General features: G+C 59.4%; 26 protein-coding genes. 7 read left to right on the top strand and 19 right to left on the bottom strand.

What is annotated here, in order from left to right; genetic code table 11:
* Positions 1-563 precede the first annotated feature (563 nt).
* Positions 564-1337 carry an outer membrane protein gene (locus H0O22_RS06275; RefSeq protein ID WP_185188339.1) on the top strand — a complete coding sequence of 258 codons (774 nt, stop codon included), beginning with the start codon at positions 564-566 and terminating at the stop codon, positions 1335-1337.
* A 97-nt stretch (positions 1338-1434) separates the two neighbouring features.
* Here the strand turns inward: H0O22_RS06275 and H0O22_RS06270 are convergent, their stop codons facing one another.
* The 4 genes from H0O22_RS06270 to H0O22_RS06255 form a co-directional block, all read right to left on the bottom strand.
* A complete protein-coding gene (locus H0O22_RS06270; RefSeq protein ID WP_185188097.1) occupies positions 1435-1836 on the bottom strand; it encodes a hypothetical protein in 402 nt (133 codons plus the stop codon).
* A gap of 910 nt (positions 1837-2746) precedes the next feature.
* Entirely contained in the window at positions 2747-4555 is a 1809-nt protein-coding gene (locus tag H0O22_RS06265) for an FkbM family methyltransferase (protein ID WP_185188096.1), read from the bottom strand.
* Between the two features lie 685 nt (positions 4556-5240).
* Positions 5241-5492 (bottom strand): hypothetical protein, encoded by a 252-nt coding sequence (locus H0O22_RS06260; RefSeq protein WP_185188095.1) that lies wholly within the window; start codon positions 5490-5492, stop codon positions 5241-5243.
* Between the two features lie 37 nt (positions 5493-5529).
* Positions 5530-5703: a hypothetical protein gene (locus H0O22_RS06255; RefSeq protein WP_185188094.1), complete on the bottom strand. Its 174-nt coding sequence runs from the start codon at positions 5701-5703 to the stop codon at positions 5530-5532.
* Positions 5704-6018: 315 nt separating this feature from the next.
* On the opposite strand from H0O22_RS06255, the gene H0O22_RS06250 reads away from it, so the two are divergent.
* On the top strand, positions 6019-8055 hold the full coding sequence (locus H0O22_RS06250; RefSeq protein ID WP_185188093.1) for a hypothetical protein: 2037 nt from the start codon (positions 6019-6021) through the stop codon (positions 8053-8055).
* A 20-nt stretch (positions 8056-8075) separates the two neighbouring features.
* On the top strand, positions 8076-8324 hold the full coding sequence (locus H0O22_RS06245; protein WP_370521492.1) for a Nif11-like leader peptide family natural product precursor: 249 nt from the start codon (positions 8076-8078) through the stop codon (positions 8322-8324).
* 3 nt (positions 8325-8327) lie between these two features.
* Here the strand turns inward: H0O22_RS06245 and arfB are convergent, their stop codons facing one another.
* Together arfB and H0O22_RS06235 are read right to left on the bottom strand one after the other, a co-directional pair.
* Positions 8328-8768, bottom strand: coding sequence for an alternative ribosome rescue aminoacyl-tRNA hydrolase ArfB (gene arfB, locus H0O22_RS06240; RefSeq protein WP_185188092.1), 441 nt, complete (start codon positions 8766-8768; stop codon positions 8328-8330).
* A gap of 14 nt (positions 8769-8782) precedes the next feature.
* Entirely contained in the window at positions 8783-9019 is a 237-nt protein-coding gene (locus H0O22_RS06235) for a hypothetical protein (protein WP_185188091.1), read from the bottom strand.
* Between the two features lie 59 nt (positions 9020-9078).
* Here H0O22_RS06235 and H0O22_RS06230 point away from each other — a divergent pair, with 59 nt between their 5' ends.
* Complete coding sequence (locus H0O22_RS06230; RefSeq protein WP_185188090.1) at positions 9079-9552, top strand: early protein (E6); 474 nt, start codon at positions 9079-9081, stop codon at positions 9550-9552.
* On the opposite strand, the gene H0O22_RS06225 is transcribed toward H0O22_RS06230, so the two are convergent.
* A complete protein-coding gene (locus tag H0O22_RS06225; protein ID WP_185188089.1) occupies positions 9542-9724 on the bottom strand; it encodes a hypothetical protein in 183 nt (60 codons plus the stop codon). The two genes, H0O22_RS06230 and H0O22_RS06225, sit on opposite strands and share 11 nt — an antisense overlap.
* A 185-nt stretch (positions 9725-9909) precedes the next feature.
* Between H0O22_RS06225 and H0O22_RS06220 the strand changes: the two genes are divergently transcribed.
* Positions 9910-10080, top strand: a complete 171-nt coding sequence (locus H0O22_RS06220) for a hypothetical protein (RefSeq protein WP_185188088.1) — start codon at positions 9910-9912, stop codon at positions 10078-10080.
* Here the strand turns inward: H0O22_RS06220 and H0O22_RS06215 are convergent.
* Entirely contained in the window at positions 10077-11294 is a 1218-nt protein-coding gene (locus H0O22_RS06215; RefSeq protein ID WP_255439522.1) for an MFS transporter, read from the bottom strand. The genes H0O22_RS06220 and H0O22_RS06215 overlap by 4 nt on opposite strands.
* Before the next feature lie 2 nt (positions 11295-11296).
* Between H0O22_RS06215 and H0O22_RS06210 the strand changes: the two genes are divergently transcribed.
* Positions 11297-12958: an alpha/beta hydrolase gene (locus H0O22_RS06210; RefSeq protein WP_255439521.1), complete on the top strand. Its 1662-nt coding sequence runs from the start codon at positions 11297-11299 to the stop codon at positions 12956-12958.
* Here the strand turns inward: H0O22_RS06210 and H0O22_RS06205 are convergent.
* The 6 genes from H0O22_RS06205 to H0O22_RS06180 all read right to left on the bottom strand — a co-directional run bounded on the left by H0O22_RS06205 (position 12903) and on the right by H0O22_RS06180 (position 18128).
* Entirely contained in the window at positions 12903-13922 is a 1020-nt protein-coding gene (locus H0O22_RS06205) for an ABC transporter permease (RefSeq protein ID WP_185188087.1), read from the bottom strand. The genes H0O22_RS06210 and H0O22_RS06205 overlap by 56 nt on opposite strands.
* Positions 13919-15541 carry an ABC transporter substrate-binding protein gene (locus H0O22_RS06200; protein ID WP_370521491.1) on the bottom strand — a complete coding sequence of 541 codons (1623 nt, stop codon included), beginning with the start codon at positions 15539-15541 and terminating at the stop codon, positions 13919-13921. The genes H0O22_RS06205 and H0O22_RS06200 overlap by 4 nt, the downstream gene beginning before the upstream one ends.
* Positions 15538-15738 (bottom strand): hypothetical protein, encoded by a 201-nt coding sequence (locus H0O22_RS06195; RefSeq protein WP_185188086.1) that lies wholly within the window; start codon positions 15736-15738, stop codon positions 15538-15540. Before H0O22_RS06195 ends, H0O22_RS06200 begins: the two co-directional genes overlap by 4 nt.
* 162 nt (positions 15739-15900) lie before the next feature.
* The gene (locus H0O22_RS06190; protein ID WP_185188085.1) at positions 15901-17211 is read right to left on the bottom strand and encodes a homoserine dehydrogenase; all 1311 of its coding nucleotides are present in this window, start codon (positions 17209-17211) and stop codon (positions 15901-15903) included.
* Positions 17212-17259: 48 nt separating this feature from the next.
* The gene (locus H0O22_RS06185; RefSeq protein ID WP_185188084.1) at positions 17260-17682 is read right to left on the bottom strand and encodes a SufE family protein; all 423 of its coding nucleotides are present in this window, start codon (positions 17680-17682) and stop codon (positions 17260-17262) included.
* A complete protein-coding gene (locus H0O22_RS06180; protein ID WP_185188083.1) occupies positions 17682-18128 on the bottom strand; it encodes a hypothetical protein in 447 nt (148 codons plus the stop codon). Before H0O22_RS06180 ends, H0O22_RS06185 begins: the two co-directional genes overlap by 1 nt.
* 72 nt (positions 18129-18200) lie before the next feature.
* Here H0O22_RS06180 and H0O22_RS06175 point away from each other — a divergent pair, with 72 nt between their 5' ends.
* A complete protein-coding gene (locus H0O22_RS06175) occupies positions 18201-18347 on the top strand; it encodes a hypothetical protein (protein WP_185188082.1) in 147 nt (48 codons plus the stop codon).
* 40 nt (positions 18348-18387) lie between these two features.
* Here the strand turns inward: H0O22_RS06175 and H0O22_RS06170 are convergent, their stop codons facing one another.
* Genes H0O22_RS06170 through H0O22_RS06150 form a run of 5 tightly spaced genes read right to left on the bottom strand, consistent with a single transcriptional unit; the run spans position 18388 to position 22979 of the window.
* Entirely contained in the window at positions 18388-18939 is a 552-nt protein-coding gene (locus H0O22_RS06170) for a 5-formyltetrahydrofolate cyclo-ligase (protein WP_255439519.1), read from the bottom strand.
* Positions 18940-18971: 32 nt separating this feature from the next.
* Entirely contained in the window at positions 18972-19445 is a 474-nt protein-coding gene (ruvC, locus tag H0O22_RS06165; RefSeq protein WP_185188080.1) for a crossover junction endodeoxyribonuclease RuvC, read from the bottom strand.
* A gap of 5 nt (positions 19446-19450) precedes the next feature.
* Positions 19451-20539, bottom strand: coding sequence for a magnesium chelatase ATPase subunit I (gene bchI, locus H0O22_RS06160; protein ID WP_185188079.1), 1089 nt, complete (start codon positions 20537-20539; stop codon positions 19451-19453).
* Positions 20536-21861: a DUF3370 domain-containing protein gene (locus tag H0O22_RS06155; RefSeq protein ID WP_185188078.1), complete on the bottom strand. Its 1326-nt coding sequence runs from the start codon at positions 21859-21861 to the stop codon at positions 20536-20538. Before H0O22_RS06155 ends, bchI begins: the two co-directional genes overlap by 4 nt.
* Before the next feature lie 11 nt (positions 21862-21872).
* Positions 21873-22979 carry a serine hydrolase gene (locus H0O22_RS06150; protein WP_255439518.1) on the bottom strand — a complete coding sequence of 369 codons (1107 nt, stop codon included), beginning with the start codon at positions 22977-22979 and terminating at the stop codon, positions 21873-21875.
* Between the last annotated feature and the right edge of the window lie 19 nt (positions 22980-22998).

Genomic DNA, 22998 nt, shown 5'->3' with positions numbered 1-22998 from the left:
CTTGAAAAGTCTACTGCCGCTTTTCGGCTGAGACCCATTGCTATGACTAAAAGGTATGGAGTTCCTCTTCAACGTGTAAGCATCCAGTCATGCCAAGGGGTTTGACGGTCTACTCAAAAGTTTTGTCTACCGTTCAAAGGCTCTGAATCTTTACGCCGCGCGTCAGTCCATGTGGTGGTCTTAGGTAGGCACTTCATCCACTTGGTGAGTTGGTTCAGCGTGCAAAGCCTCTAGATGTTTCCAGCGGACTTCACATAAGGCGTGGGAACGGCATTCGCTACCACCATCGAGCAGACGCTGACAGTTGTATCACTGGCTACATGACTGGGCGACATGCCGGGTCCAGGTCGCCCTCGCGAGCCAAGAATAATTATCACTAGACGCTTCAGATCGTCTGTGGCACAGGGACTCTGCAAAAAAATTGCGAGATTAAGCGCTCCGGCTACAGCTAAGTCGAAATCAATCCGGCTATGGCTATGCCGAAAGCACGAATTGGGCCGGTATGGGTAGTGGCCTAGGCTGTCTAGGGGGTGGGACTGACTGGCTGGTGAAATGAAACTGCTATTCAGCGTGAGGAAATAAAGCTTCGTCTTCTGTTTTCTGCAGCTGCAGCTTCCGCCGTCGCTTTTGCGGCACCTGTCTGCGCTCAAGAAGCAACGAGCGACAACACTTCAGGCGCATACGTAACTGTCGGTGTTGGTGGCACATGGGCGGGCGATCCTGCTGTTACCTATAAAGACAGCGGAACTATTTCTGGAATTAATTGGTCCGAGGACTTCAATGTCACCACTGGTTTAGGTGGTGGTGTTGGCCTAGTAGCCGGTGTTGGCTACGACTTCGGCAACAGCCTGCGTGCTGAGTTGACTTATGAGCTTGGCCGCTACGCGATTGGTTCCTCCACGGGCAGCGGTACCGTCACAATCGATGGCACCTCCTACACAGGCGTCGGAAGCCTGAGTACCTCTGGCACGCTCAGCACCAATAGTGTTCTGGTGTCTGGCTACTACGACATCCAAACCAAGACTAAGTTCACTCCTTACGTGGGTGGTGGCATTGGTTACACCAATGTTTCCATTCCCGACCAGACCTTCTCGGCAACTGGCACAGCTCTCGGCTACACCGGAACGATTGGCGACCTGCAGACCCAGGGCGGCAGCGCAGGTGCATTTGGTTACCAGGCCAAGTTGGGTGTCTCCTACGAAGCGGCTGCACAGGCTGACTTGTTTGCTGAAGTCCTGTACACCGGAAACAGCTCTGTGACCATCAACAACATCGGGATTGGTTCACTGAATAACTTCGGCGTTCGTGGTGGCTTCCGTTATCGCTTCGGCAAGTGATCTGATCTCCGATTTCTTCACGCCAAACCAATCAGGGCCGCCCGAAAGGGCGGTTTTTTTATTGCTACCTAAAACGTGTTATTCCAACAGATCCGCTTCACTTCATCCCAGCGACACACCAGAATGCCTTCCAGCGCCCGTCTACGCCCTTGATGGGCGTCTCTACCCACTTCTTACCCTCCAGTTCACACGTGAACCGGTTTGTCATTGGGATGGGTACGGAGAAGGAACCACCGTCCTTGAGCATCAGGTAAATCTGCTCTGTAGAACCGGTGTCAACCCTTCCACGACTCACGGGAAGGGTCGTGTCGCCTTCATCAACTGCGTGCGCCACCACCATCTCGTTGTGTGCTGCGGCGCTAAGTGGCGTCACAATCACGCCAATAAGCAGCGGTAGAAAATGACGCATCAACCTGTCTTGCTTCCGTTCAACTCTATCTAGAGCACCAAGCAAGCAGTTCATACGTATTACTTTGACAGTAGACAAGGCAGCGGGCAAGCCGACTCAGGCGCCAAATAAGTCTACTAACAGTCCACGGCTGCTTCTCGGCAGAGATCCGTTGCTATGACTGGAAGGTATTGAGTTCCTCTTTAATGTGTAATCATCCAGCCATGCCAAGAGGTTTGGCTATCGACTGGGTTGCTTGTTTGCCATTTCCCGCAACGTAATGTTCAGGTTTATAGTGTCTGGTGCGGGTTGCCAGGTCGTGCGTAGTCGGGAAGGCTCTCACACCGACTTCCTCTACCAATTTGCCCAAAGCCTGACACGATGTGTCTCGTAAGCATCGTTCGATGCAGCACTTTGGTGCGATGAGTGGAATCGGCTCCTGCCTTGTTTAGACAATCCTGTTCAGGCATTCCTTAAGAGCGCTAGTGAGTTTGGATTGAATGGAGTCTTGCTCGAACTCCCATGCATTAAAAATGTCCTAGACCGTGCCTAGTCATCGTGACAGCACAAGAAAAAGATGCGAGTAAGTACCTTCTATCTAAGCTTTGTTGTTACTTCATTCCGGTAATTCACCAGAACGTCTTCCAGCGTTTGTCAAAGCCATTGGAGGGCTTCTCAACCGTTTATTGCCCTCCACTCAGATTTAACCGGTTTGCTACTGGAATAGATGTTTAGCAGGAGCCGCCGTTCATAATCATCAGATAAATATGCTTGGTAAAATCTTTATCAAGCCTTCCTTGTCTCACTGGAAGGATTGTCTTGGCTTGTTAATTGCTCGCGCCAGATTGGTTGGAGATTGGCAATTCACTTCGTGAAACAAACAATATACAATGCCAACTGAACAGCCTCCAATCGGCAGAATAAAGAGGCCGGTATTTTTAGGGACTCTTGATTTATTGCAGAATCTAGCGTAAAATGCCGCAAAGGTTATGGTTATTGGCGCTCACTCATTCTTTATGTGTTACTTCAGTAAATCACTTAATGGGCATAAATGTATGTGGAAAGAGCTATCTGATCGGGTTTCGAATAGAGTAGAGTAGGTGTCCTTATCCTTCTGCTTGGAAACTATATAGTCCGCCAACAGTACTGGCCTCAACAGGTCTGGGATCGGAGGGAAGACCCCGTGAGCAAACCGGTTAAGGGAATCAAGATTATTCGCGTCTGGTTTAGAGAAGGCTTTTGATCGTAAATTAGGAATAACTAAAGTGTCACCATGTTGCAGACGTGCGCTGTGCACATGACTACAGTACAAGGTTTCTCCATTTGCATTTACTACTCTGTAGATACCGTCATCGCTTGGTAGTTCTTCATAAAAATGTCCCGCTCTGAATTGAGATTCAAAGCGTGATGACTTAGGTGATTTAAATCGAGCAGCCGTCTCAGGAGCTGTATTAAAGAAAGAAGTAGTGGTGGAGGATGGAGTTAAAGGGCAAATCAGTGCAAGTAAAGTATCAGGTGAATCATGATGACCGCAGAGATAAAACCCTTGAAGATCAAGAAAATGCCTTAGCCTTACAGTCAATTTTAAACCAGGTATAAAGGGTTCTTTCTCTTCAATGCCTAAATATGACTTCAATAAAGGCATGCTTTTCTTTAGGATTGACCTGGGTATCTCAATATTTGAGAACTGCTGAGCCAGTTGATTCACATATGGTCTATCAACATGGAGCAACTTCTCGGTTGATATCGCACGTCGATTTTCATCTTTATTGAAACCTGAATTAGACTCAAATCCGAAATCTTTCGAGTCTTCAATGCATTGTCCAAGCGAAGTGAATATTTTAAGGCAATCGCTGCTGTGAATAAGTCTGGGCAGCACAAGCGCCGGAGGGCTTGTTGATATTAGAGCCGGATTATGAGTACTTGAAAAGGGATTGTTGACTGAAGTATGATTTAGGCCAGATCCAAGTATGCATCCTGAAATATCGGACAAATCATTCTCATCATTAACAAAATAGTACCGGCTTCTTACGCTTTCCGGCAGGTTCGATGCAAGCCCACGAGTAATGTATCGACGAAATACATACTCGGCAAACCCTTCAAAGCTGCCGCTTTTCCTGCATGCCGTTGTAACTTGTAATTTCGAATAGCTGAATCCATGATCTTGCAACCTCTTGATAAGAGACCCATGTTGAGGTATTGCTGGGTTTAGTTCAACCTGCAGCGTGTTGACATAGTTCAAGGTCCTTGAATCGAAAAGTGACTGGCAAACATCTTCTTCGATCCCATCTACGTCAACCTTGATATGAATTGGAGACTTGGGATGCTCATCACGAACTTTCTGCACAATAGATGATAGTGAAATACAATAAATAGATCTTCTTTTCCTTTCTTGATCTGAAGGGTTAAGTAAGTAATTTTGATTGCGACCAACCTGGTGGCAGCTCGAGCCCGGCTCGTCGCTTGTAAGGTATAGGTTTGAAATGCAATTTTCAAATTCTGTCGATATGGCTAGAGGCAAGGCTTCTACAACCTCGTCGATACCATTGATTTCGATATTCTTGATTAGCTCATTGTAGCTTTTAATTTCTGGCTCGACTGCTATTACTTTCTTGACATGAAAGAGAGCGGCTGGGACGGTATAAATTCCGATGTTAGCGCCTACATCTATTAAGATTGAATCTTTTTCTAGAGTCTGTAGCCACTGAATTGTAGTGGGTTCTTTTGTGTGAAATGATGTGGCTCTCCAGCGAATGAACTCAGAAGTCGCCGCCACCTTGAATGCCCCATAAGGAGGGCATTCAACAATGATGTGCTCCTGGGTGTTCATTTGGGTGTTGGACTCTTATTGCTTATCCTACTGCATTTCCCCTTGCCGCTGGTTTTCAGGTGTTTACTTGCTTTTTCTGCAGCTGACCCTTTGCCTGCATGTTTTAACTTGGTGTGACGAATTGTGAACGTCTCTTGGTTTGGGTCTTCGGCGTTGTGTGCCAGATGTCGTCGATTTGTTTCTTGCTTTATTCATGCTTTGCGATCGTTCCCCCCAGCCTCATTGTCTTGGCTCTTTTTAGTTTTCTTGGGGAGTGGTTTTGCTGTCGCTTGGTTTTTTCTTTGTTTGGGCTTCGCGACTATCAAAAAAAGATGTTTGTAATGCTTTAGGGGGCTGTGCAAATTCTTTGCCTCCTCTCTGGTTGGCTACGTTTTTACTGCTTTCTGTCAGGTCGACGTCATCCCACCTGCTTTCTCTATTGCGTACTCTGTCTTGTGAACTCTTTTCGTCTCTTCAGAGGCTTGAATAAGCAAAAGCATTTTGTACCTTTTTAATACTTGGGTCCGCTGATAGGCTGTGCAAGTCCAGATGTTATGTGAGAGGTGTTCAGCTGTGTTGGACGACATTCTTGCCTGCTCGTATGCCGCCTGTACGGCCTGTGGAATGTCTGCTTATGATTTTAGGCTGAGATCCATTCCCACGCGTTAATGGTTGTCAAGATATTCGTCAGTGTCTATTCGAGTCGCTAGCGAATCAGGTTCATTCCAAGGAAGCCCCGGCCCAGTCCGGAGCTGCGCTCGTTCAGATACGTCAGGGCGATCTCGAAATCCATGAGGCCGGCTTCCTCGATGGTTTCGCGGCTGAGTTTGCCTTCGCTCTGGGCGGCGTAATTGGCGTAGATCTCCTCTTTGCTTGCCCCCAGGAAGCTCACGACTTCCTGGATCACAAAGTTCGCCCACTCGCTTTTCTCTTGTGCGCTCACGGCGGGGCCTGGCATGGAGGGGCGATCGGACGGTGGCACCAGTTTGGGCTGTTCAGCGCTGGCCGAGGAGTTCCTCCCAGCTCAGCCCATCGTTCTGGATGGTTCGAGCGGGAATGCAGAAGGTGCGCTCCGGCCATTCCTGCCAAAGGGATCGAGCCGGCAGGGGCTCGAGGTCTGGAGTGACGACCACGGGGATAGGTGGCTTCCATTCAGGCCGAGAGGGCATCTGCTGACCCCGTCAGCCTGCCCGGAATCACTGGACTCCGCTGCACCCCAGACCACGGTCGGCTGTGCTTGTAGCGACATTGGCTTGGTTGGAAAATCACAAATGACGCTGAACTTTCTATATAACTATTTGGAAAAGCCACCTTAAGTCAAAGAATATCTCTTCCTCTACCTGTATCGTGGTCTCAAGATCTCATTCTTTCCCTTGAGTCGCACAGCTTTCTCTGCGAGCAATCTATTTCACTGGATTTTTCTGCCAATTCTATTGTCCATCCTTGTGATGGATGACGCACTCTTGTCTCTTGGAGCTCGTACCGTGACCGGCGGAGACGGGCTTCTAAATATGTATTTCTTGGAAAATAACTTTAAATCTTATGGCTCTCTTTTTAGAGAATACTTCTCTCCTGACTTCTTCTGGCCTTATCGAAATGTTTTTGCATATTCGGATCATTTGTTGATTCCTGGCATGATTTATTCTGTATTGAGGTTGGCGCTTGGTAATGCGCATGCTTTTTCACTTTTGTTGCTCATTGTACTTGTTTTTAACTATCTTTCTTTAAGATGGTCTCTATGCCGCTTGTCGTCATCTTCTAATCCTTTTCTCCTGACCGTTGTTACGTGTTCCTGTGTTTTTTCGCCAGTCGCCATAAACGACGGACTAAGCCATATTCAGCTATTACCCCTATTTTTCGTTGGTCCTTTAATTCTTAGTGTTGCATCCTTTTTTGCGGGTGAGGCCGGGGAATGGAGTAAGGCCGTTGTTCTGGCCTTGATCTTCTTGACTTTGCAGTTATTTATTGGTATTTACGTGTATGTGTTTACAGCCTATGTATTGGTCTTGGCATTGATGGTTGAGTTGGTACTTGCAGTATTTTCTGGAAACTTCCTCGGGCGAACCCATGTCTCGCCTCTAGCATGTTGGGTGAAAAATAGCTGGCCTCGCTTTTTGGTGGCTAGCTTAAATCATCTGAAAAAAACAAGGAATCTCGTATTGCTATTGATGGGCCTTCTTGTCGCGGCAGGCTGCTTCCATATCCCTTATCTCAGGACGATCTCTGATTTTGGAGATCGTGGACATCTGGACCCTTCTCAAATGCCTAAGCCTCTTTCGCTGATTAATGGTGTAGATACAATGATGGTGCCGTCGCCAATCGACTGGCATTTCTTTTGGGGAGAGCGTCCTGTAGTTGATGGTTGGGAGCAAAGTCTTTTCCCGGGCTACTTATTTATCGCTCTATTCATTGCTTCTATTGGCGTTGCTGTTTGGTCTATTTCTCTTTCTAGATCATCATCTTCTTTTGAGATGTTTTTTGGCTCCGATGGCTCTAGGAAGGTTTTCTTTAAGTGGTTCTTATTGGCTATTCTTTGTTGGCTGGGTGTTGTTCAGGTCGCTAATCTACCCACCCTCTATTCCTTTGTCGTGCATTTGATACCTGGGGCGAAAGCCCTCAGAGTCCCAAGTCGGGTGCTTCCAGTGGTGATTTATTTCACCGCTCCTTTTTTGGTTCTCTCTTTGTCTCGTATTCGTTTTGCCTTTAACAGTGGTCTGCGGAATCTGGTTGGGGGAGTGTCAGTTATTGCTGCTCTATGCTTCTCGGAGCGTTCAGGATTTGGGGGTTTTGACTATTCGTCTTGGTATAAGGCTCTTAGCTCGATTTCTGTAGAGTTGAGGAATAAGAAGTGTAGTCATTTCTTTGTTTCAGCGCTTTATGACTCAGTGGGTAGGCCTCTTCATGTTGTCGAAAGGCATTTATTGGGAATGCATGCGCAGCAGTTTTCGGGGGTAAAAACTGTAAATGGATACTCGGGTTTTATTGTTCAAGATGGTTATCCGTACGAGTTTGAAGGTGATGATGGTGTAAAGGCTCTTGGCTGGGCTCTTTTTCAATCCAAATCTGACAACGTGCGCAACAAGACTGGCGAAGATGTCTATGTGCCATGTGACGTTCGCGTGACAAGTCTGGCCAATCCGCTTGCCTTTGATGTTCGCATTGTTTCGCCTCGGATGTTACGATATCCTAAAGCTGTTTATCGAAAAAATGGCATAATATTGATGCGTGGTAATAAAAATGAGCTCTTCGTGGGTTTTGATTCGCCGGAGAGGTTCCCGGTATTCTGGCCTGTCGCCGCTGGGCGCGATGGAGGTCCAGAGCTCGTTGATATTGACGGCTACCGCCCGTCTAATGTCTATAAGCGTGGTTCTAAATTGTATATAGTTGATACTCCCATGCCTGGCAGGGGAAAGGTCGGATCTTTTTGCAGAGTCGTAGATCTCGATCAGAGGCGTCTGTCTTCCGTTATGTGGTCTGGCTATAGAAATAGTCCGGATCCTTCGGTTGTATGCGGCGATTGAACTCGTGAGCAATAGTATGCTTGCATTTGAAGGCAAATCCTTTGGCCTTTGAGCAGCTGCAGCAGTTTTTGGCGCGGGTTCAGGCTGAGCCCGCCCTGCGGCAAGCCGTGGAAGAGGCCATCACGGCCGACGACGTCGCCCGCTTGGCCCAGGAGCTCGGCTTTGAAGTGTCCAGAAGTGAGATTCTGCGCTTTTCGGGGCGCACCGCGTCCGGTGTGACGGTGACACGGATTGATCACCCTGGTGAATATCCCGGGCGCTACGTCTAGCGCTCAGTCCTCCAGCCGCGGTCGTTGTTGCCGGTTGCGTTTGACATCGCCGCGGAACTTTTTCCCCTCTAGGCGTTTCCGGGTGGAGGCTTTCGAGGGCTTCGTGGCGCGCCGGGGCTTGGGGTCTGGTTCGAGGCCGTCCCGCAGCGCCTCAGCCATTTTCTCAAGGGCTAGGCAGCGGTTTTTGTATTGCGAACGGTGCTCGGATGCACGGATCCGAAGCACGCTTGAGCCCCTCAATTGTGTGAGGCGCGATTGCAGCCGTTGTTTCTGAAAGGGACCAAGAACCGTGCAGGCTGCGATGTCCAAACTGAGCTCGACAGCCGTTTCCAACTTGTTGACGTTTTGACCACCTGGTCCTGCACTGCGACTGAATGACCACTGCAAATCCGCCGCTGGAATCACCAGTCTCGGATGAACAACGAGGTCAAGGTTTGGCGCCATGGCGAAGGACGTGATCAGTCCTCGTCGAGCCAGGCCCGAAAGGTCATGGCCCGCAGGTGCTGGATTTGACGCAGGCGCCGTACGCGATCAATCACGAAGTACGCCAAGCCAATGGCGAGGGCTGCACGAATGAAATACCAGCTCAAGGCCCACAGGAACACTCGGGCGAGGCTGAGGAAGGCAAACACCCCCAGCAGAAGCCAGAGCAAGGAGAGAAGCAGTCGAATCAGTGCGCTGTTGCGTCGCGTCATTGTTCCTGTGTTTTCGCCATCTTCCTCCGTAGGGTTTTTAGCAGAGTTCATTGGAGTGAATGCCCTCTAAGCCGCGCAATCGCATTGGTGAGGTGTATGGCCAACTCACCGTTGTGCGCGCGTCCGAGAAACGCTCCAAGTCTGGGAATGCCTTCTGGTGGTGCCGCTGCAGCTGCGGCAAAGAGCGGGAGGTCCCAAGCGACAAGCTCTCCCACAACCTGGAGCGCAAAAAGCCCACGGTGCAGGCCTGTGCGGACTGTTCCCGTGAGCTCCAGGTGGAGGCGGTCTGCGCAAAGAACGACCGGGAAGAGCGGCAGCGCCGGCGTGAAGCCCTGGCGAATCGGGAGTCCCTCAAGGGGCGGGTTCCCGAGAGCTGGCTGGCCTTGCCCCTCACCGATGCCCACGCCCGGGAACAGGGACAGGTGTTGTTTTTCCGCGGCACCCGGTGCCTCAGGCATCACCTGGCGCCCTATCGCATCAATGGCGGCTGCCTGGCCTGCGCCGGCCAGCGGCCCTCGGCCACTATTCAGTGAGTTCCCGCTGGTCCGCCCGCCAGCGCCGCTCGAGGGAGGCGCGAACCTGCTCGGTGCTGGGTTCTGCGAGTTGCCGCCGAAACGGCCGTGTCAACCGCCAAAACTTGACCCCTGCGGCCAGGGCGAAAACGGCCCAGGGAACCAGCAGCCAAAGCTGATGCATCAGGGGCATGGGGCATCCGTCAGCATCAGTCTCGCGGAGAGAGACCGGATTCGGTGGACGAGGAGCTGCGGTTTGTGCTGACCCTGCTGCTGCTCGCGATCCTTCCGGTGGCGTTGCTCTTCTGGGCTTGGTTGCGGCTCCTGCCTTCCAAATCGAAGTAGCTGTTCCAGAATGACGCCAGCTCCAGGTTTGCCATGACGGCTCAGCCCACCCCTGAAACCACCGGCGACGACCGTCAATCCCACGATTTCGACAGTCAGAAGGAGCTGCACAAGCAGATCCGCAACGACCCTGACTACGACGACTGGGAGTACGGCACCGAGCCCCTGCCCCATGAGGCCTGGGTTGCGAAGAACAAGGCCTAGGTCGGCCGCCGCTTTGATCGGCGCTGAACAGGACCGACCAACAGCAGACTGAGGCCGCAGGTGAGGGCCGTGGCCAGCCACAGGCTGACGCCATGGCCATGGCGATCCAGCAGAATCCCGGCCAGCAGGGGTGCGGCAAAGGCGCTGAGGGCAAAGCATTGGGAGAACAGGGCCATGGCCAAGCCGCCATGGCCCTTGGGACTGAGCTCAATGACTGCCTCCGTTGCCGTCGGCAAAAACGCGGCCTCCCCGAGGGCGACCACCGCCAGGGCGATCACGACCAGCGCAATGCCGTGTTGGCTGAAGGCTGAGGCCGCTAGCAGCAGGGTCCCGCCGCTGAAGCAGACCAAGCTCAGTCCCAGTCCCACCCCCACTGGCCGCAGGGCTAGTGCCCGTCCCACGGGCCATTGGATCAAGACCAACAGGCCAAGTTGCAGGCCGATCAGCAGGGCGCTCCAACTTTCAGGTTGCCCTGCTCGGTTCAGTCCGCCGCGCACCAAGTCCAAGGGCAGGGCGCTCTGCATCAAGGCGGGCATCGAGGTGGCGACAACCGAAATGGCCAACATGGGCACCAGGGCTGGCAGCCATTGGCGCAAGGGACGTTGTCCCTCTGCGCTGTCGCTGGCTTTCGCAGCCCTGGGAAGAGGTTTGAGCAGCAGTAGAGCCGCCAGGGCGATCACCGCCGCGATATCAATCCAGTAGACGCCTCGCAACAGCCCCGCGGCCGCCAGCAGGGACCCCGACAGCGTCCCGGTGGCCACGCCGAGAGCATCGGTGCTGCGCACGAGGGCATAGCCCTTGGCCGACGGCAAGGGATAGGCGCATTGCGGCACGGCGAGTTCTACGGCCGGCCAGTAGAGACCGCCGGCCATGCCGATGCAAAGCTGGCCGGCGACGTAGCCCGCCATGGTGCTGGCCTGCAGCAGGAAGCCATCTCCAGCGAACCCGCAGGCCGCCGCGAGCAGCACAGGCGTTCCGCAGCTGCGGCCTTGGTCGAGCAGGGCCCCGCTGATGAAGCGTCCGATCGTTCCAGCCAGGGCGGCGAGGGCTAGCCCCAGGCCAATCGAGGCGGCGCTGAACTCCTGTTGGTGAAACACCATCGGAGTGAGGTACAAAATCCCCCCGGCGCCAAAACTGGCCACCAGGCGAACAGTGGCCAGTTCCCGCAATGCCGGGGGAAACTGGTGCCACCAGCTCCAGCATGTTGCCTGCATCCGTGGTTGAGCCAACCCGCTTGCGTCGCCGCCGTGCACTGTGCAGCAGTCTGCTGGCCGGAGTTCTCTCCTTCGGATCGCTGCTGGCTCCGCCCTTGCGGGCCGCCGAAGAACTGGACATCCGCCTCGATGGACTGGATCTCCCCGTGAACCTCGCCGAGCTCGAACGCTGGAGCCGTGATCCCGAGGCCCGCTCCGGTGAGCTCCGGGTCTGGCTCAGCCTCTTGGATTCCCAAAGCCAAGCGCAGTTGCATCAACTGCTGAACACCTCGTTGGTGCAGCAGCGCAGCTTTACCCAGCAGATGATGCGCAGCTGGGCCGGTCAGCGCGTCGCCGAAGAGTTGGGCGTCCTGCTCAGCACGGAGAACGGCAACGCGGGCCCCCTGGTGCTCAGCACCTTGAACGCCTTGCTGAAAGAGCAGCAGCAGGTGACTGTCCTGGAGTTGATGCGGGCGCTTCCGGTCCGGCAGCTCACGATCAACCTCGACGGCCTTCAGCAGCTGGCCCAGGGCTGGCAGCAGCAGTTGTTCGAGCAGAAGGTGGCCCTGCAGGCGCTGCAAACCCTGCCGCTCCCTCAGGGCACACCGCTGTTGCCCCTCTCCGACGGGGTCTTGCTGGAGCAGCAGGGCTCGGCGGCTGATCGGGCACCGCAACGCTGGCGTCTGCCGGTCTCCCATCGCGAGGAGGACCTGGCGCTCGAGCTCTGGCCTGTGCCTGGGGCGACCACCTGGGTGCTCTTGATGCCCGGATTGGGGGGCAGCACCGATCAGCTGCGCTGGTTGGCCCAGGCTCTGCATGAGCGGCAGTGGCCCGTGGTCTTGCTGGACCACCCCGGCAGCAATGAGCTCGCGGTGCGTGAGCTCGTCCAGGGCCGCCGCCTGCCCCCCGGTGCAGAGACCCTTCCTGGGCGCGTCCGGGACCTGCAGGCCGTGGTGGCTGCGGCCCACTCGGGTGGGTTGCCCGGTCTTGGGCGGCGGGTGGTGCTGATGGGCCATTCCCTGGCCGGGCTGACGAGCCTGTTGGCGGCTGGTTTGCGTCCGGAGCCCGGCCTGCAGCGCCGTTGCAAGAGATCGCTGGCGGACCTGCCGCTGATCAACCTTTCGCGCCTGCTGCAGTGCCAACTTCCCGAGGTGCCCCTACCGGCGGTGCAACCGCTGGCCCAGCCGATCGCGGGTGTGGTCACCCTCAACGGGTTTGGCAGCTTGCTCTGGCCCTATCGCGGTCTGCGGGGGCTGCAGGCGCCTGTGTTGATGCTGGGCGGGAGTCTGGATCTGATCACGCCCCCCCTCAGCGAACAGCTGCGCTTATTTCTGCCTGATCCCAATCCCCGCAGCCGTTTGGTGCTGCTCGAGGGAGCCAGCCACTTCTCCCCCGTGCGCATGCAGTCGAGCAGTGAGGCGCCCCTGTTCAAGTTCGGCGAGGAATGGGTGGGTGTGGATCCCACGCGGGTGCAGAACTTGATCTTGAGCTTGAGTAGTGAGTTCCTTTGGGGCTTGGAGCAAGGCGGAGTGAAACGGGACCTTCCGCCCCAGCGCCGGGACCTGGGTGGGGTAAGCGCCTACGTGCTCGATCACGAGCTGGCCAAGCTCTGGGAGAGCCGGATCGAGGTCAGAACTTCACGCGTGGATCCAGCAGGGCCACCAGCAGATCCACCAGCACGCTGACCGCCACCACGAGGCTGGCCACCACCACGACAATTCCCTGGACGACCGGGTAGTTCCGTTGGCTGATGGCTTCTTGGAGCCGGTAGGCCACCCCTGGCCAGGAGTAGGTCACCTCGATCAACAGGGCGCCACCGATCAGAGACGCCACGGTGATGCCGGCAATGGTCAGCACCGGCAGCAGGGCATTGGGCAGGGCATGGCGAAGCACCACCCGGCTTTCGCTGAGGCCGCGGCTGCGGGCCGCCTCCACGTAGTCGGAATCCAAGGCCCGCCGCAGATTCAGGCGCAGGGCGTTGGCAAAGATGCCGCTGAGCAGGATCCCCAGGGTGCTGGCCGGCAGGACGAGATGCCGGATCGCGCCCCAAAACTGTTGGCCGTTGCCCCGCAGCAGGCTGTCGAGGAGGTAGAAACCGCTGCCATCCGGCGGGATCAACGTGGCGGGGAATCGCCCGCCGACCGGGAGCCAGCCCAGCCAGACCGCGAACACCAGCTGCACCATCATCGCGGCCCAAAACGGGGGCATGGCATAGGTGCCGATGCCATAGAGCCTGGCGGAGAGGTCGAGCTTGCCCTCCGGCCGGGCGATGCCGCTGAAGCCCACGGCAAGCCCGACCACCGCCGCGATCAGCAGCGCCGTGAGACCGAGCTCCAGGCTTGCGGGAAGGCTGCGGGCGATCACGGCGGTGACGGGTTCCTGGTTGGTCAGGGACGTCCCGAGTTGGCCGTGCAGCAGGTCGTTGAGGTACTGGCCGTACTGCACCGGCAGGCTCTGGTCGAGCCCCAGTTGCTGCCGCAGGGCCTCCCGGGCGGCCTGCGGAGCCCGGGGACCGAGCAGGGCGTCGATGGGATCGCCGGGGGCAACCCGCAGCAGCAGGAACACCAGGCTGGCGATCAGCCAGAGCATCACGGGCACGAGGGCCAGGCGGCTCAGCAGGTAGCCCCAGAGGTGATAGCGGCGGCTCATGGCTGGACCAGCTCCAACGCCTGCAGGATCACCCGGCCGGACCCATCAAATTGGGGGGCGCTCAGGTTCCGTTGTCCCCAGGCGCGGGCATTGACCTGCCAGAGGGGGACAAACGAGGCGCCCTTGGCGGCCATCCGCTGGACCGTGAGCAGGCTGCCTTGGCGGGCCGCTCCCGTGCGACTCTCACTGACCTGAAGCTGCCCTTGCAGGCCGGGCGCCGTCCAGAAGCTGCCCGAGTCCACGCTGCTGCCCGCCAGGCAATGGTCGCCCGTGCTCCTGCGGCAGCCCAGCAGCGGAGCCAGGTAAGTGTCGGGGTCGGGGTAATCCCCAATCCAGTCGTAAACGATCATCGGGAAGACGCCTTGGGCCAGCTGCCGGTAGGCGCTCGTGGATTCCACCCCGGTGATCTCCAGCCGCACACAGTCCCCCAGGTCGCGGCGCAGCTGGGCCTGCCAGGTGAGGGCAAAGAGGCGATCGGAGGCGTGGTTCGATCGGAAGGTCAGCGGCAGCGTCAGCCGCTTCCCGTTGCAGAAGCCGGCCTGCTTATAGAGCGCCCGAGCGGCCTTGGGGTCATAGGCCGGCCAGCTCGGGGGGCTGGAGCCCGCTAGGGGTGGGGGCACAAGGGAGCGCAAGGGTTCACTGAGGCCAAAGCTCACCCGCTGGCTAATCAGCCGGCGATCCAGGCTCAGGGCCACCGCCTGCCGCACGTCCCTGCTGTTAAACGGGCTGCGTTGGCTGTTGAGGGCCATCAGGGCGATCTCGATCGCCGGACCAGCTCCGCTGACCAGCTCCCTGCGGGCCACGCGGGCATCGAGGGCCTGCTGTTGGTCGCTCTCGAGCCCACTCGAGATCAAGACGTCCACCTCTCCGCTGACCAGGGAGCCGAACAAGGCGGTGGAGTTGCTCAGGGTGATCAGGTGGATCCCGGCGTTCTTCGCGGGCGTCCCCCAGTAGTCCGCGAAGGGCAGCAACTGCTGTTTGCGCGGGCTGTAGCTCACCAAGCGGTAGGGACCGGTCCCGACAAAACGCCCCGTCAATGAGCGTTCGCTGTAGTCCCGGTAGGCGGTAGGTGAAACCGGGGTGAAGGTGATCGAACTGAGCAGCGCCGCTAGGGCGCGGTAGGGACGCGTCAGGCGCAGCTCAATCGTGTACGGCCCGACGCTGCGCACCGACGCGATGCGGTCGTCCAGCAAGTAGCTCAGTTTTCCGAGCCGGCGGAAGCGATTGAGGTTGAACACCATCGCTTCGGCATCGAAGCGGGTTCCGTCGTGGAAGCGCACCCCTTGGCGCAGGGGGATGCGAGCGCTCAGGCCGTCGGCGCTGAATTGCGGCAGTGCCGTCGCCAGCCTGGGTTGGAGTTGCCCTTGCCGATCGGCGGCGTACAGGGGATCGCCAACGGCGCTGAGGAGTTGCGTTCCGGCCAGCAGATAGACATCGACCGGATCGACGGAATCGAGGCTGCTCTTGTTGGCCACCACCAGCTGACCGACGGGGTGGGGGGGCTGGCAGCCCATCAACAGCTGCAGGGCCGGCAACAGGGCCAAAAGGCCGGCAGCAGCGGGGAGGCGAGTGATGGGGCGCTTGGTTTCAGCCGCCCCATTCAAGCCCCAAGACTTCAATTTGCGGGGGTTGTGGCTTGGTGTCCCTCGAGCTGTTGCAGGGAAATTTCAAAGACGGGGCAGCCGTGGCGGGCGAGGGGCCAGCGCCGCACCCAGCAGCGGTTGTGGCTGTCATCAATGCCAACCACTTGGTAGGTGTGCGAATCGCTCACGAGGGTGACGCAATCGCCTTGATGGAAGGGGCTAACTGAGGTCATGGCCAACGGAGGGGTGAGGCCGAAGCGCAAACCAGCTGACCCGCCCAGGGTTCCGCGTCGTCTGCGCTCAAGACGTTCGCTGAGCTACACAACGGCGGTTGGGTCAGGGGAACGGCGCCAACCGATCTCCCGACTCTGGCCCAGGTGCCCCTGGGGCTGCCACTAGAGCGTGGGCAGGCAGGCCGCGACGGCCTTCACCTCGGGCAGTGCCTTGATCGCCGCCAGGGCCTGGGCGAAGTGCTGCTGTTTCACCTCATGGGTGATCACCACGATTTCGGCGTCGGCCGCATCCCCGGTGGTTTCGAACTGGACGATCGAGCGAATCGAGACGCCCTGGTCGCCAAAGCAGCTGCCAATGCGGCCGATCACCCCGGCTTCATCACCGGTCTGCAGGCGCACGTAGTGCCGTTGCAGGGTCTCTCCGGCATCCACCAGGGCGCAGTTGCGCCAGCGGTTGGCAGCCAAGAGGGGGTCCAGTCCGCCGTTGTTTCCGGTTGCCGCGCGGATGCCGGCGATGTTCAAGATGTCCGCGACCACGGCCGATGCGGTGGGGCCGGACCCCGCGCCTGGGCCGTAGAACATCACCCGACCGACGGGGTCGCCTTCCACCAGGATCGCGTTGTTGACGCCATGGACGCCGGCGAGGGGGTGATCCTTCGGCAGCAGGGTGGGGCTCACCCTCACATCCAGCTGGACGGTGCCATCGCTGGCGGTGCCAAGGTTCTTGGCTTGGGCGACGAGTTTCACCACATAGCCCAGTTGCTCGGCGTAGTTCACATCACAGCCATCCAGGCGATCGATGCCTTCGGTTGGAATCGCCGCCCGCTCGATCGGTCCGCCGTAGGCCAGGCCCGAGAGGATGGCGATCTTGTCGGCGGCATCGCCACCGCCCACATCGGCGGCCGGATCGGCCTCGGCGTAACCAAGACGTTGGGCGTCGGCCAGCACCTCGGCGTAGGCCGCGCCCTCATCGGCCATCCGGCTGAGGATGTAGTTGGTGGTGCCGTTGATGATCCCGCTCACCCGCTGGATCCGGTTGCCCCCCAGGGACTGCTTCAGGGGTTCGATGATCGGGATCCCACCGCCCACGGCGGCTTCGATCAGCACGTAGACGCCTTTCTCGGCGGCGGCGGCCGCAATTTCTTCGCCGTGGCGCGCGATCACAGCCTTGTTGGCGGTGACGACGGGCTTTCCAGCCGCAATTGCCGCCAGGATCAGACTGCGGGCGGGCTCCAGGCCACCCATGACCTCAACGACGATGTCGACCGCGGGGTCCTGGACGACCGCTTCGGGGTCGGTGCAGAGGATCTCGCTGGGGAGCTCGATGGGCCGTGGGCGGTTCAGATCCCTGACGGCCACGCGTTTGAGCGCCAGATCTCCCACGAGTGGGTGGCGACCGTCAGGGGTCTGCAGGATTTCCGCAACGCCTGCTCCCACAGTGCCGAGCCCGAGCAAGCCGATGCCGATGGTCATCCTGTCGCCGATCCGAAAGGAGTGATCCTAGAAATCGACCTTCCGGGTTTACGCCGCGGGGGTCAGGGCGCTGGCCTGGGCCTGCATCATCTTGAAGATGTTCAAGAAGCCGTTGGCCCGTGAGGGGGTCAGGCTGGCCTGCAGACCTGTTTCACTCAAGAAGGCCGGGTCAATCCCGGCCATGGCGTTCGGATCGAGGCCCTCGGTTCCTTCGATCAGCAGGGCCAGCAGGCCTTTGGTGATGGCGGCATCGGAATCGCCCTGCCAATGGAGCTTGCCGTCCACGAGTTGTCCAACGACGTACACCTGGGACACGCAACCTTTGACCTTGAAGACGTCGTTGCGGAATTCCTCCGGGAGGGGCTCCAACTTTTTGGCGAGCCAGAGCACGTATTCGTAGCGCCGCTTCGGATCGGCGGTGCCTTTGAGGCGGTCAACGATTTGATCGAGCTTCTGGCTGCCGGTGGCCATTAACGGTTGCGTCGCGTGCGCTGAAGTCCCAGCAGCATGGCAGTTGCACCGAAGGTACTGAGCCAGAGCAGGGGGCGCCGTTGGGGACCGGTGCTGATTTGATCGAGCTGCACTTCGCCGGCCTGGACGGGAATCTCCAGGTAGTCCCGGTGGCCCGGGCCGCCATCGACCTGCAGTTCCCATGCGCCTTGGCTGCCTGGCGGGAGGGCGAAGCTGAGACGACCTGCGGCATCGGTTCGCCCAAGCTCACGCTGGCTGCCGTCCGGGCCAATCAGTCGCACCAGAGCATCGGTGGTGGGCTCACCTGTCGAGAACTGGCTTTGGAGCACCAGGTTGGCGTTGAGGCTCTCGAGTCGGTTGATGCTCGTCTCAATCCCGTGGGCCCTGGCCGAGGGGGCTGAGATCAGTAGAGGAGTGACGAGGCAAAACAGAACGGTTCTGCGCATTGGCGTTCAGGGCCTTTGCTGACGACTTAAGCGGACCAGTTGCTGTCTGTCTGGGTCTGTCCGGCTTGAACCATGTGGACCATCGAGCTCACCATCATCGAGAGAGCGCTCGTGCTGATCTGGCTGCGGGGCTCGTCAGCGGAGGACGGACGGCCTGCGTTGTTCGAGGAAAAGACTGCGTCGTTGCCTGCGCGATCCACCGTTGCCGCCGTGAACTGACCTGATCCTGTCAAATTTGATGCGCCGCTGTGCCTGCGCTTCAAGGTTGTTCAAGAGGTTGCACTCCATCACGCCAATGGACGCCCTGCTCATCCAGCCAGCCAGGGAAGGGCACATCCCAGGGGTCGGCGGGGAGTTGCTCCACGAGGCAGCCCCGCGCAACGACCGCTAGGGCGGGCACCTGGTTCCAGGGGCTCTGTTGCCGGAGGCGGTCGAACCAGCCGCCGCCATAGCCCAGGCGGATCCCCGCTCGATCGAAAGCTAGGGCGGGGGCCAAGAGAAGGCCGAACTGCTTGGCTTCGAGGGTGCTGGCGGCGTTGGTGGGGGCGGGGATGCCGGTGTCGTCCTTGGCGGTGGGATCGCCGGGGCTCCAGCGGCGATAGCCCAACTCCCCCCCCGCGATGCAGGGCAAGGCGATCCGGTCTGCCAGGGGAGGAAGCTCGGCGAGGCCCCGCAGATCGACTTCTCCGGGCAGCGGCCAGTAGAGCCCCAGGGCCGTGCCCTCCGGCAGAAGGCCGGGGAGCTGCTGCATGGCCTGCCGTTGCAGGCTTGGGGCAGTGCTGGGGTGGAGCGCCATTCGCCGCTGCTTCAACGTTCGGCGCAGGTCAGCTTTGGACCCATCCATCAGCGTTGGAACCAGCCGGTCAGGGCGACCGCCAGGGCATCGGCGGCGTCATCGGGTCGCGGCGGGGTGTCGAGGTTGAGCTCGCGCATCACCGCATCGAGCACGTCGTCCTTGTCGGCATGGCCATGGCCAGCCAGGGCCAACTTGATTTGCATCGGTGGGAACTCCACCACGGGGACGCCGAAGCGGGCCAGGGTCATCATCAGGACCCCCCGGGCTTGGACCACGGAGATGGTGGTGCTGGAGCGGTAGAAGAAGAATTTCTCGACGGCCGCTAGCTGCGGCTTCCAGGTGCGGATCAGCACCCGCAGGTCCTTGGCGATTTCGACCATCCGATCGCCATCGCTACGGCCGGGGTCCGTGCGGATGATCCCGCAATCAAGCATGGTTTGGGCCCCACCGGGGCCCTCCTCGACATCAATCACGCCGTAGCCCACACGAGCCAGACCGGGATCGATGCCGAGGATCCGCAAGGGCCTCAGGCGGCGAGGGCCAGTTCGAAGGCGGCCTTGTCGCTGCTTTCGGGGCGCTCGAAGACCTTGCAGAAGACCTTGACGACCCGATCGCCGGAGTCGATCTGCTCCAGGGGATCCTTGCGCAGGCGGTGACGCAGGCAGCAGGCGGCCACGCGGGCCACATCGTCTTCAGTGACCTCGGTGCGGCCTTCGAAGGCGGCCAGGGCCCGGGCAGCCCGGTTGGTCACGATGTCGCCCCGCAGGCCGTCCACATCCAGCTCGCCGCAGATCGCGGAGATACGAACCCGCAGGTCGTCATCGATCTGGACGTGGGGCAGACGGTTCTGGGCTTCCACCACCCGGGCCTGCAGGCCGTCTTGGGTGCCTTGGACGGCGTTGTTGAAGCCGTCGGGATCGTTGTCAAAGGCGGTGCGCTGGTCCACGACCTGCACCCGCAGTTCGGGGTCGCGGACGGTCCGCACTTCGACGCTCATGCCGAAACGGTCGAGCAGCTGGGGACGAAGTTCGCCTTCTTCCGGGTTGCCCGAGCCAATCAGCACGAAGCGGGCCGGGTGGCGGACGCTGACGCCTTCCCGTTCGACTGTGTTCCAGCCGGAGGCGGCGGAGTCGAGCAGCACGTCCACCAGGTGGTCATCGAGCAGGTTAACTTCGTCGACGTAGAGCAGGCCGCGGTTGGCTTTGGCCAGCAGGCCGGGCTCAAAGGCGCGGACACCTTCGCTCAGGGCCTTCTCGATATCGATGGTTCCGCAGAGGCGGTCTTCGGTGGCCCCCAGGGGCAGGTCCACCATCGGCACCTGGCGCTTCTCGGTGGGGAGTTGCTCCCCCTGGTCGGCGCGCTGACGCACCTCACTGCTCTGCAGATCGGGGTCTTGGGCGGAGCTGTTGTAAGGGTCCCCGGCGACCACATCGATCTCGGGCAGCAGATCAGCCAGGGCCCGGATCGTGGTGCTCTTGCCGGTGCCGCGGTCGCCCATGATCATCACGCCGCCAATGCGCGGATCGATCACGTTCAACAGCAGGGCCAGCTTCATCTCCTCCTGACCCACGATGGCGGTGAAGGGAAAGACCCTGCGCTTGCGGGCTTGCGTCACGGCTGGAGGCTGTCTGGCGGTGCTGGCGATTGTTTCACAGGCAGCAGGCTGAGCACTTGGGGCGGGGTGGCATCCGCGGGGTAAATCAGGCGCACCCGCAGTTCCCGCTTGCCCCCGGCGGCCAGCCGAATGCGGCCGAGTTCCGGGCCCTGCGCTCCGGCCCGCTGCACGAGATGAAAGCTCTGGCGGCTGGCATCACCGTCGAGGCCGCTGAGTTCGACCGTGCCGCGAAACATCACGGAGCGGGAGGGGCTGCTGTTGAAGCGCAGTCCACCGATGGCCTGGTCGGTTTTCAGCGGCGACTCCAAGGCGACAGCCAGTTCGGTGCTGCTCTTGGAGCGATTGCAGAGGGGGATTCGGATGTCGTAGGCGACGCCGTAGTTGCCGTGGGCGGCCCAGGCGGTGCCGGGGTAGTGGGCTTTGAGTTCTGCGGTCTGCACCTGGGCGGTTCCCAGGGTGCCGCGCTCCAGGGATGCGATCGGCCAGGAGAGGGGCGCTGAGGTGCTCGAGAGGCAGGGTTGACCGGGGTCGGTGATGACAGCGCTCCAGGTGCTGCCGACTTGCACGCCGCTGACCCGGGAATAGACCATGCGCCCGAGGGCGCCCCGCGGGGTGGGTTTGTGCTCCTTAGGACTCAGGACGCCAGAGGCCAGGAGTTGTTGCAGGGCAGACGTGCTTGGGGGTTTGTTCCCCTCTCCAAAGGCAGCCAGGGTCGCCACGCTGATCGGGCCGCTGGCCTGGAGCCGGAGCTGCAGATTGCGGCCATTCAGCAGGGGATCGAGGCCCTGCACGGGAATGGGCAGCAGCAGCAGGGTGGTCGGGGCGCCTGGGGCCAGGGTCCAGCGTTTGGGCAGGTCCGGATTGCGCTGGCGCAGGAGCAGTTCTGTGGCGACTCGACTACCCGGACCGGCGTAGGTGGAGCCGTCCTGACGCATCCGCTCCGGCAGCGGCAGGAAGGGCGCTTGGGCCTCACGGCCATCGGTGGCCTGGGAGAGGGCGGTGGAGCCGCTCAAGAGGCTCAGTTGAACGGGTTGATCGCCCCGCGGTTGGGCCACCACCGCGAGCCAGATGGTGGAGTCCGGTTGCTCGGGGGTGCCCGCGTAGACGTGGTGGCTGAAGAGGTCGAAGCGCCCGTTGAGGGGCACGTCCAGGTGGCTGCTCCCCCCAAAGGTGGAGAGCAGGATCCCTGGCCCGCTGATGAGTTCGGGGTTGTTGTCGTTCAGCATCAAAACCCCATCGAGGCGTCCCGGCAGCGCGCGGACCTCTTGAGGGCGCAGCAGGGGGGCGGCGGCGGGGCTGGCGGCGAGGAGGACAGGCAGCATCGACGCTCTCCCTAGGCGGTGGGCTTTTTGGGCTTGGCTGGAGCGGGGGCCGGTTTGCGCACCAGGCTCTTCGCGATTTCTCCAGCCATGGCCCGGATCAAGTTGGTGGAGCGCGGGTCGTTGAAGGGGCCTTTGACCATGAAGGCCGCCACGGCCCGCTTGCCGTCTGGGAGTTCGATCAGGCCGGCATCGGCGTAGGCAATGCCGATGTCGCCGGTTTTGTTGTAGACGGTCACCCCGTGGGCCATGAGTTCGTTGTCGGGGTTCGCGGAGTCGCCCCCCAGTCCCATCAACATGCCGAGGGGCAACAGGGTGTTGGTGCGGGATCGGCCCATGACCTCACGGAAGAGATCGCGCGCTCGCGGGCTGAGCTTTTCCCCCGTATCCACCAGGGCGATGGAGCGCGCCAGGTCATAGGCGCTGGTGGTGTTCGTGCCGTCCAAATCCGGCAGCCAGTTGTTCACCGCCGTGTTGGTGAGGCCCAGGGCTTGGAAGCGGGCATTGAGGATGGTTTTGCCGCCAACCCGTTTGATCAGCAGGTTGGTGGCGGTGTTGTCGCTGACGCGGATCATCTCGTTGGCCGCCTCCCAAAAGGGGAAGGTGGTGCCGACGGGTTTGTTCGCCATCCAGCCGGCGCCCCCGCCGACCACTTCCTTGGTCATCGCGAGGCGTTCGTTCCAGCGCAACTTGCCGGCATCGAGGTCCTCAAGGCCCACCAGCAGGATCGGGGTCTTGATCGAGCTGGCGGCGGGTAAGGGGCGTTGGGGAGCGAGCTCCGCGAAGCGGCCGTCATCCAGCACCAGCAAGTAGCCGCTGACGGTGAGGTCCTTGTATTGGGCCGCGAGTTCGGCCCAGCGCTTGCTTAAGGTGGTGAGCTGGAGCCGCGGTTCGAAGCGTCCCAGGGCAAGGCCTCGGGGCAGTGGTCGCCCGGGGGGGACTAGCAGCGATTGGGGTTTGGCGGCTTGGGCAGCCCCCTGCCCCAGTTTTGGGGCGAGCAATTTCAAGCCGGTGCCGGCAATCACCCCGAGCCCGAGTCCCATGACCAGGAGCCGCAGCACCAACCGCACCGGTGCACCCCAGCTGGAGCGGTTTGAACGTTGTGACCGACCTGCGCCCACGGAAGCGATCGAAGCTTGG

The organism is Synechococcus sp. LTW-R, assembly GCF_014217875.1.
In the GTDB taxonomy this organism is placed as follows: domain Bacteria; phylum Cyanobacteriota; class Cyanobacteriia; order PCC-6307; family Cyanobiaceae; genus Vulcanococcus.
Note: the sequence above shows the minus strand (reverse complement) of the source record. Positions and strands in the feature narration are given on the sequence as shown.

Bases quoted from the DNA above. Each gene is read 5' to 3' on its own strand.
- H0O22_RS06205 (WP_185188087.1), bottom strand. From the start codon at position 13,922: ATGAGCCGCCGCTATCACCTCTGGGGCTACCTGCTGAGCCGCCTGGCC.
- H0O22_RS06225 (WP_185188089.1), bottom strand. From the start codon at position 9,724: ATGCCCCTGATGCATCAGCTTTGGCTGCTGGTTCCCTGGGCCGTTTTC.
- H0O22_RS06190 (WP_185188085.1), bottom strand. From the start codon at position 17,211: ATGACCATCGGCATCGGCTTGCTCGGGCTCGGCACTGTGGGAGCAGGC.
- H0O22_RS06220 (WP_185188088.1), top strand. From the start codon at position 9,910: ATGACGGCTCAGCCCACCCCTGAAACCACCGGCGACGACCGTCAATCC.
- arfB (WP_185188092.1), bottom strand. From the start codon at position 8,768: ATGGCGCCAAACCTTGACCTCGTTGTTCATCCGAGACTGGTGATTCCA.
- H0O22_RS06260 (WP_185188095.1), bottom strand. From the start codon at position 5,492: ATGCCAGGCCCCGCCGTGAGCGCACAAGAGAAAAGCGAGTGGGCGAAC.
- H0O22_RS06265 (WP_185188096.1), bottom strand. From the start codon at position 4,555: ATGAACACCCAGGAGCACATCATTGTTGAATGCCCTCCTTATGGGGCA.
- H0O22_RS06155 (WP_185188078.1), bottom strand. From the start codon at position 21,861: ATGCTGCCTGTCCTCCTCGCCGCCAGCCCCGCCGCCGCCCCCCTGCTG.
- H0O22_RS06235 (WP_185188091.1), bottom strand. From the start codon at position 9,019: ATGACGCGACGCAACAGCGCACTGATTCGACTGCTTCTCTCCTTGCTC.
- H0O22_RS06180 (WP_185188083.1), bottom strand. From the start codon at position 18,128: ATGCGCAGAACCGTTCTGTTTTGCCTCGTCACTCCTCTACTGATCTCA.
- H0O22_RS06255 (WP_185188094.1), bottom strand. From the start codon at position 5,703: ATGCCCTCTCGGCCTGAATGGAAGCCACCTATCCCCGTGGTCGTCACT.
- H0O22_RS06195 (WP_185188086.1), bottom strand. From the start codon at position 15,738: ATGACCTCAGTTAGCCCCTTCCATCAAGGCGATTGCGTCACCCTCGTG.
- H0O22_RS06230 (WP_185188090.1), top strand. From the start codon at position 9,079: ATGCCCTCTAAGCCGCGCAATCGCATTGGTGAGGTGTATGGCCAACTC.
- H0O22_RS06175 (WP_185188082.1), top strand. From the start codon at position 18,201: ATGTGGACCATCGAGCTCACCATCATCGAGAGAGCGCTCGTGCTGATC.
- H0O22_RS06185 (WP_185188084.1), bottom strand. From the start codon at position 17,682: ATGGCCACCGGCAGCCAGAAGCTCGATCAAATCGTTGACCGCCTCAAA.
- H0O22_RS06215 (WP_255439522.1), bottom strand. From the start codon at position 11,294: ATGCAGGCAACATGCTGGAGCTGGTGGCACCAGTTTCCCCCGGCATTG.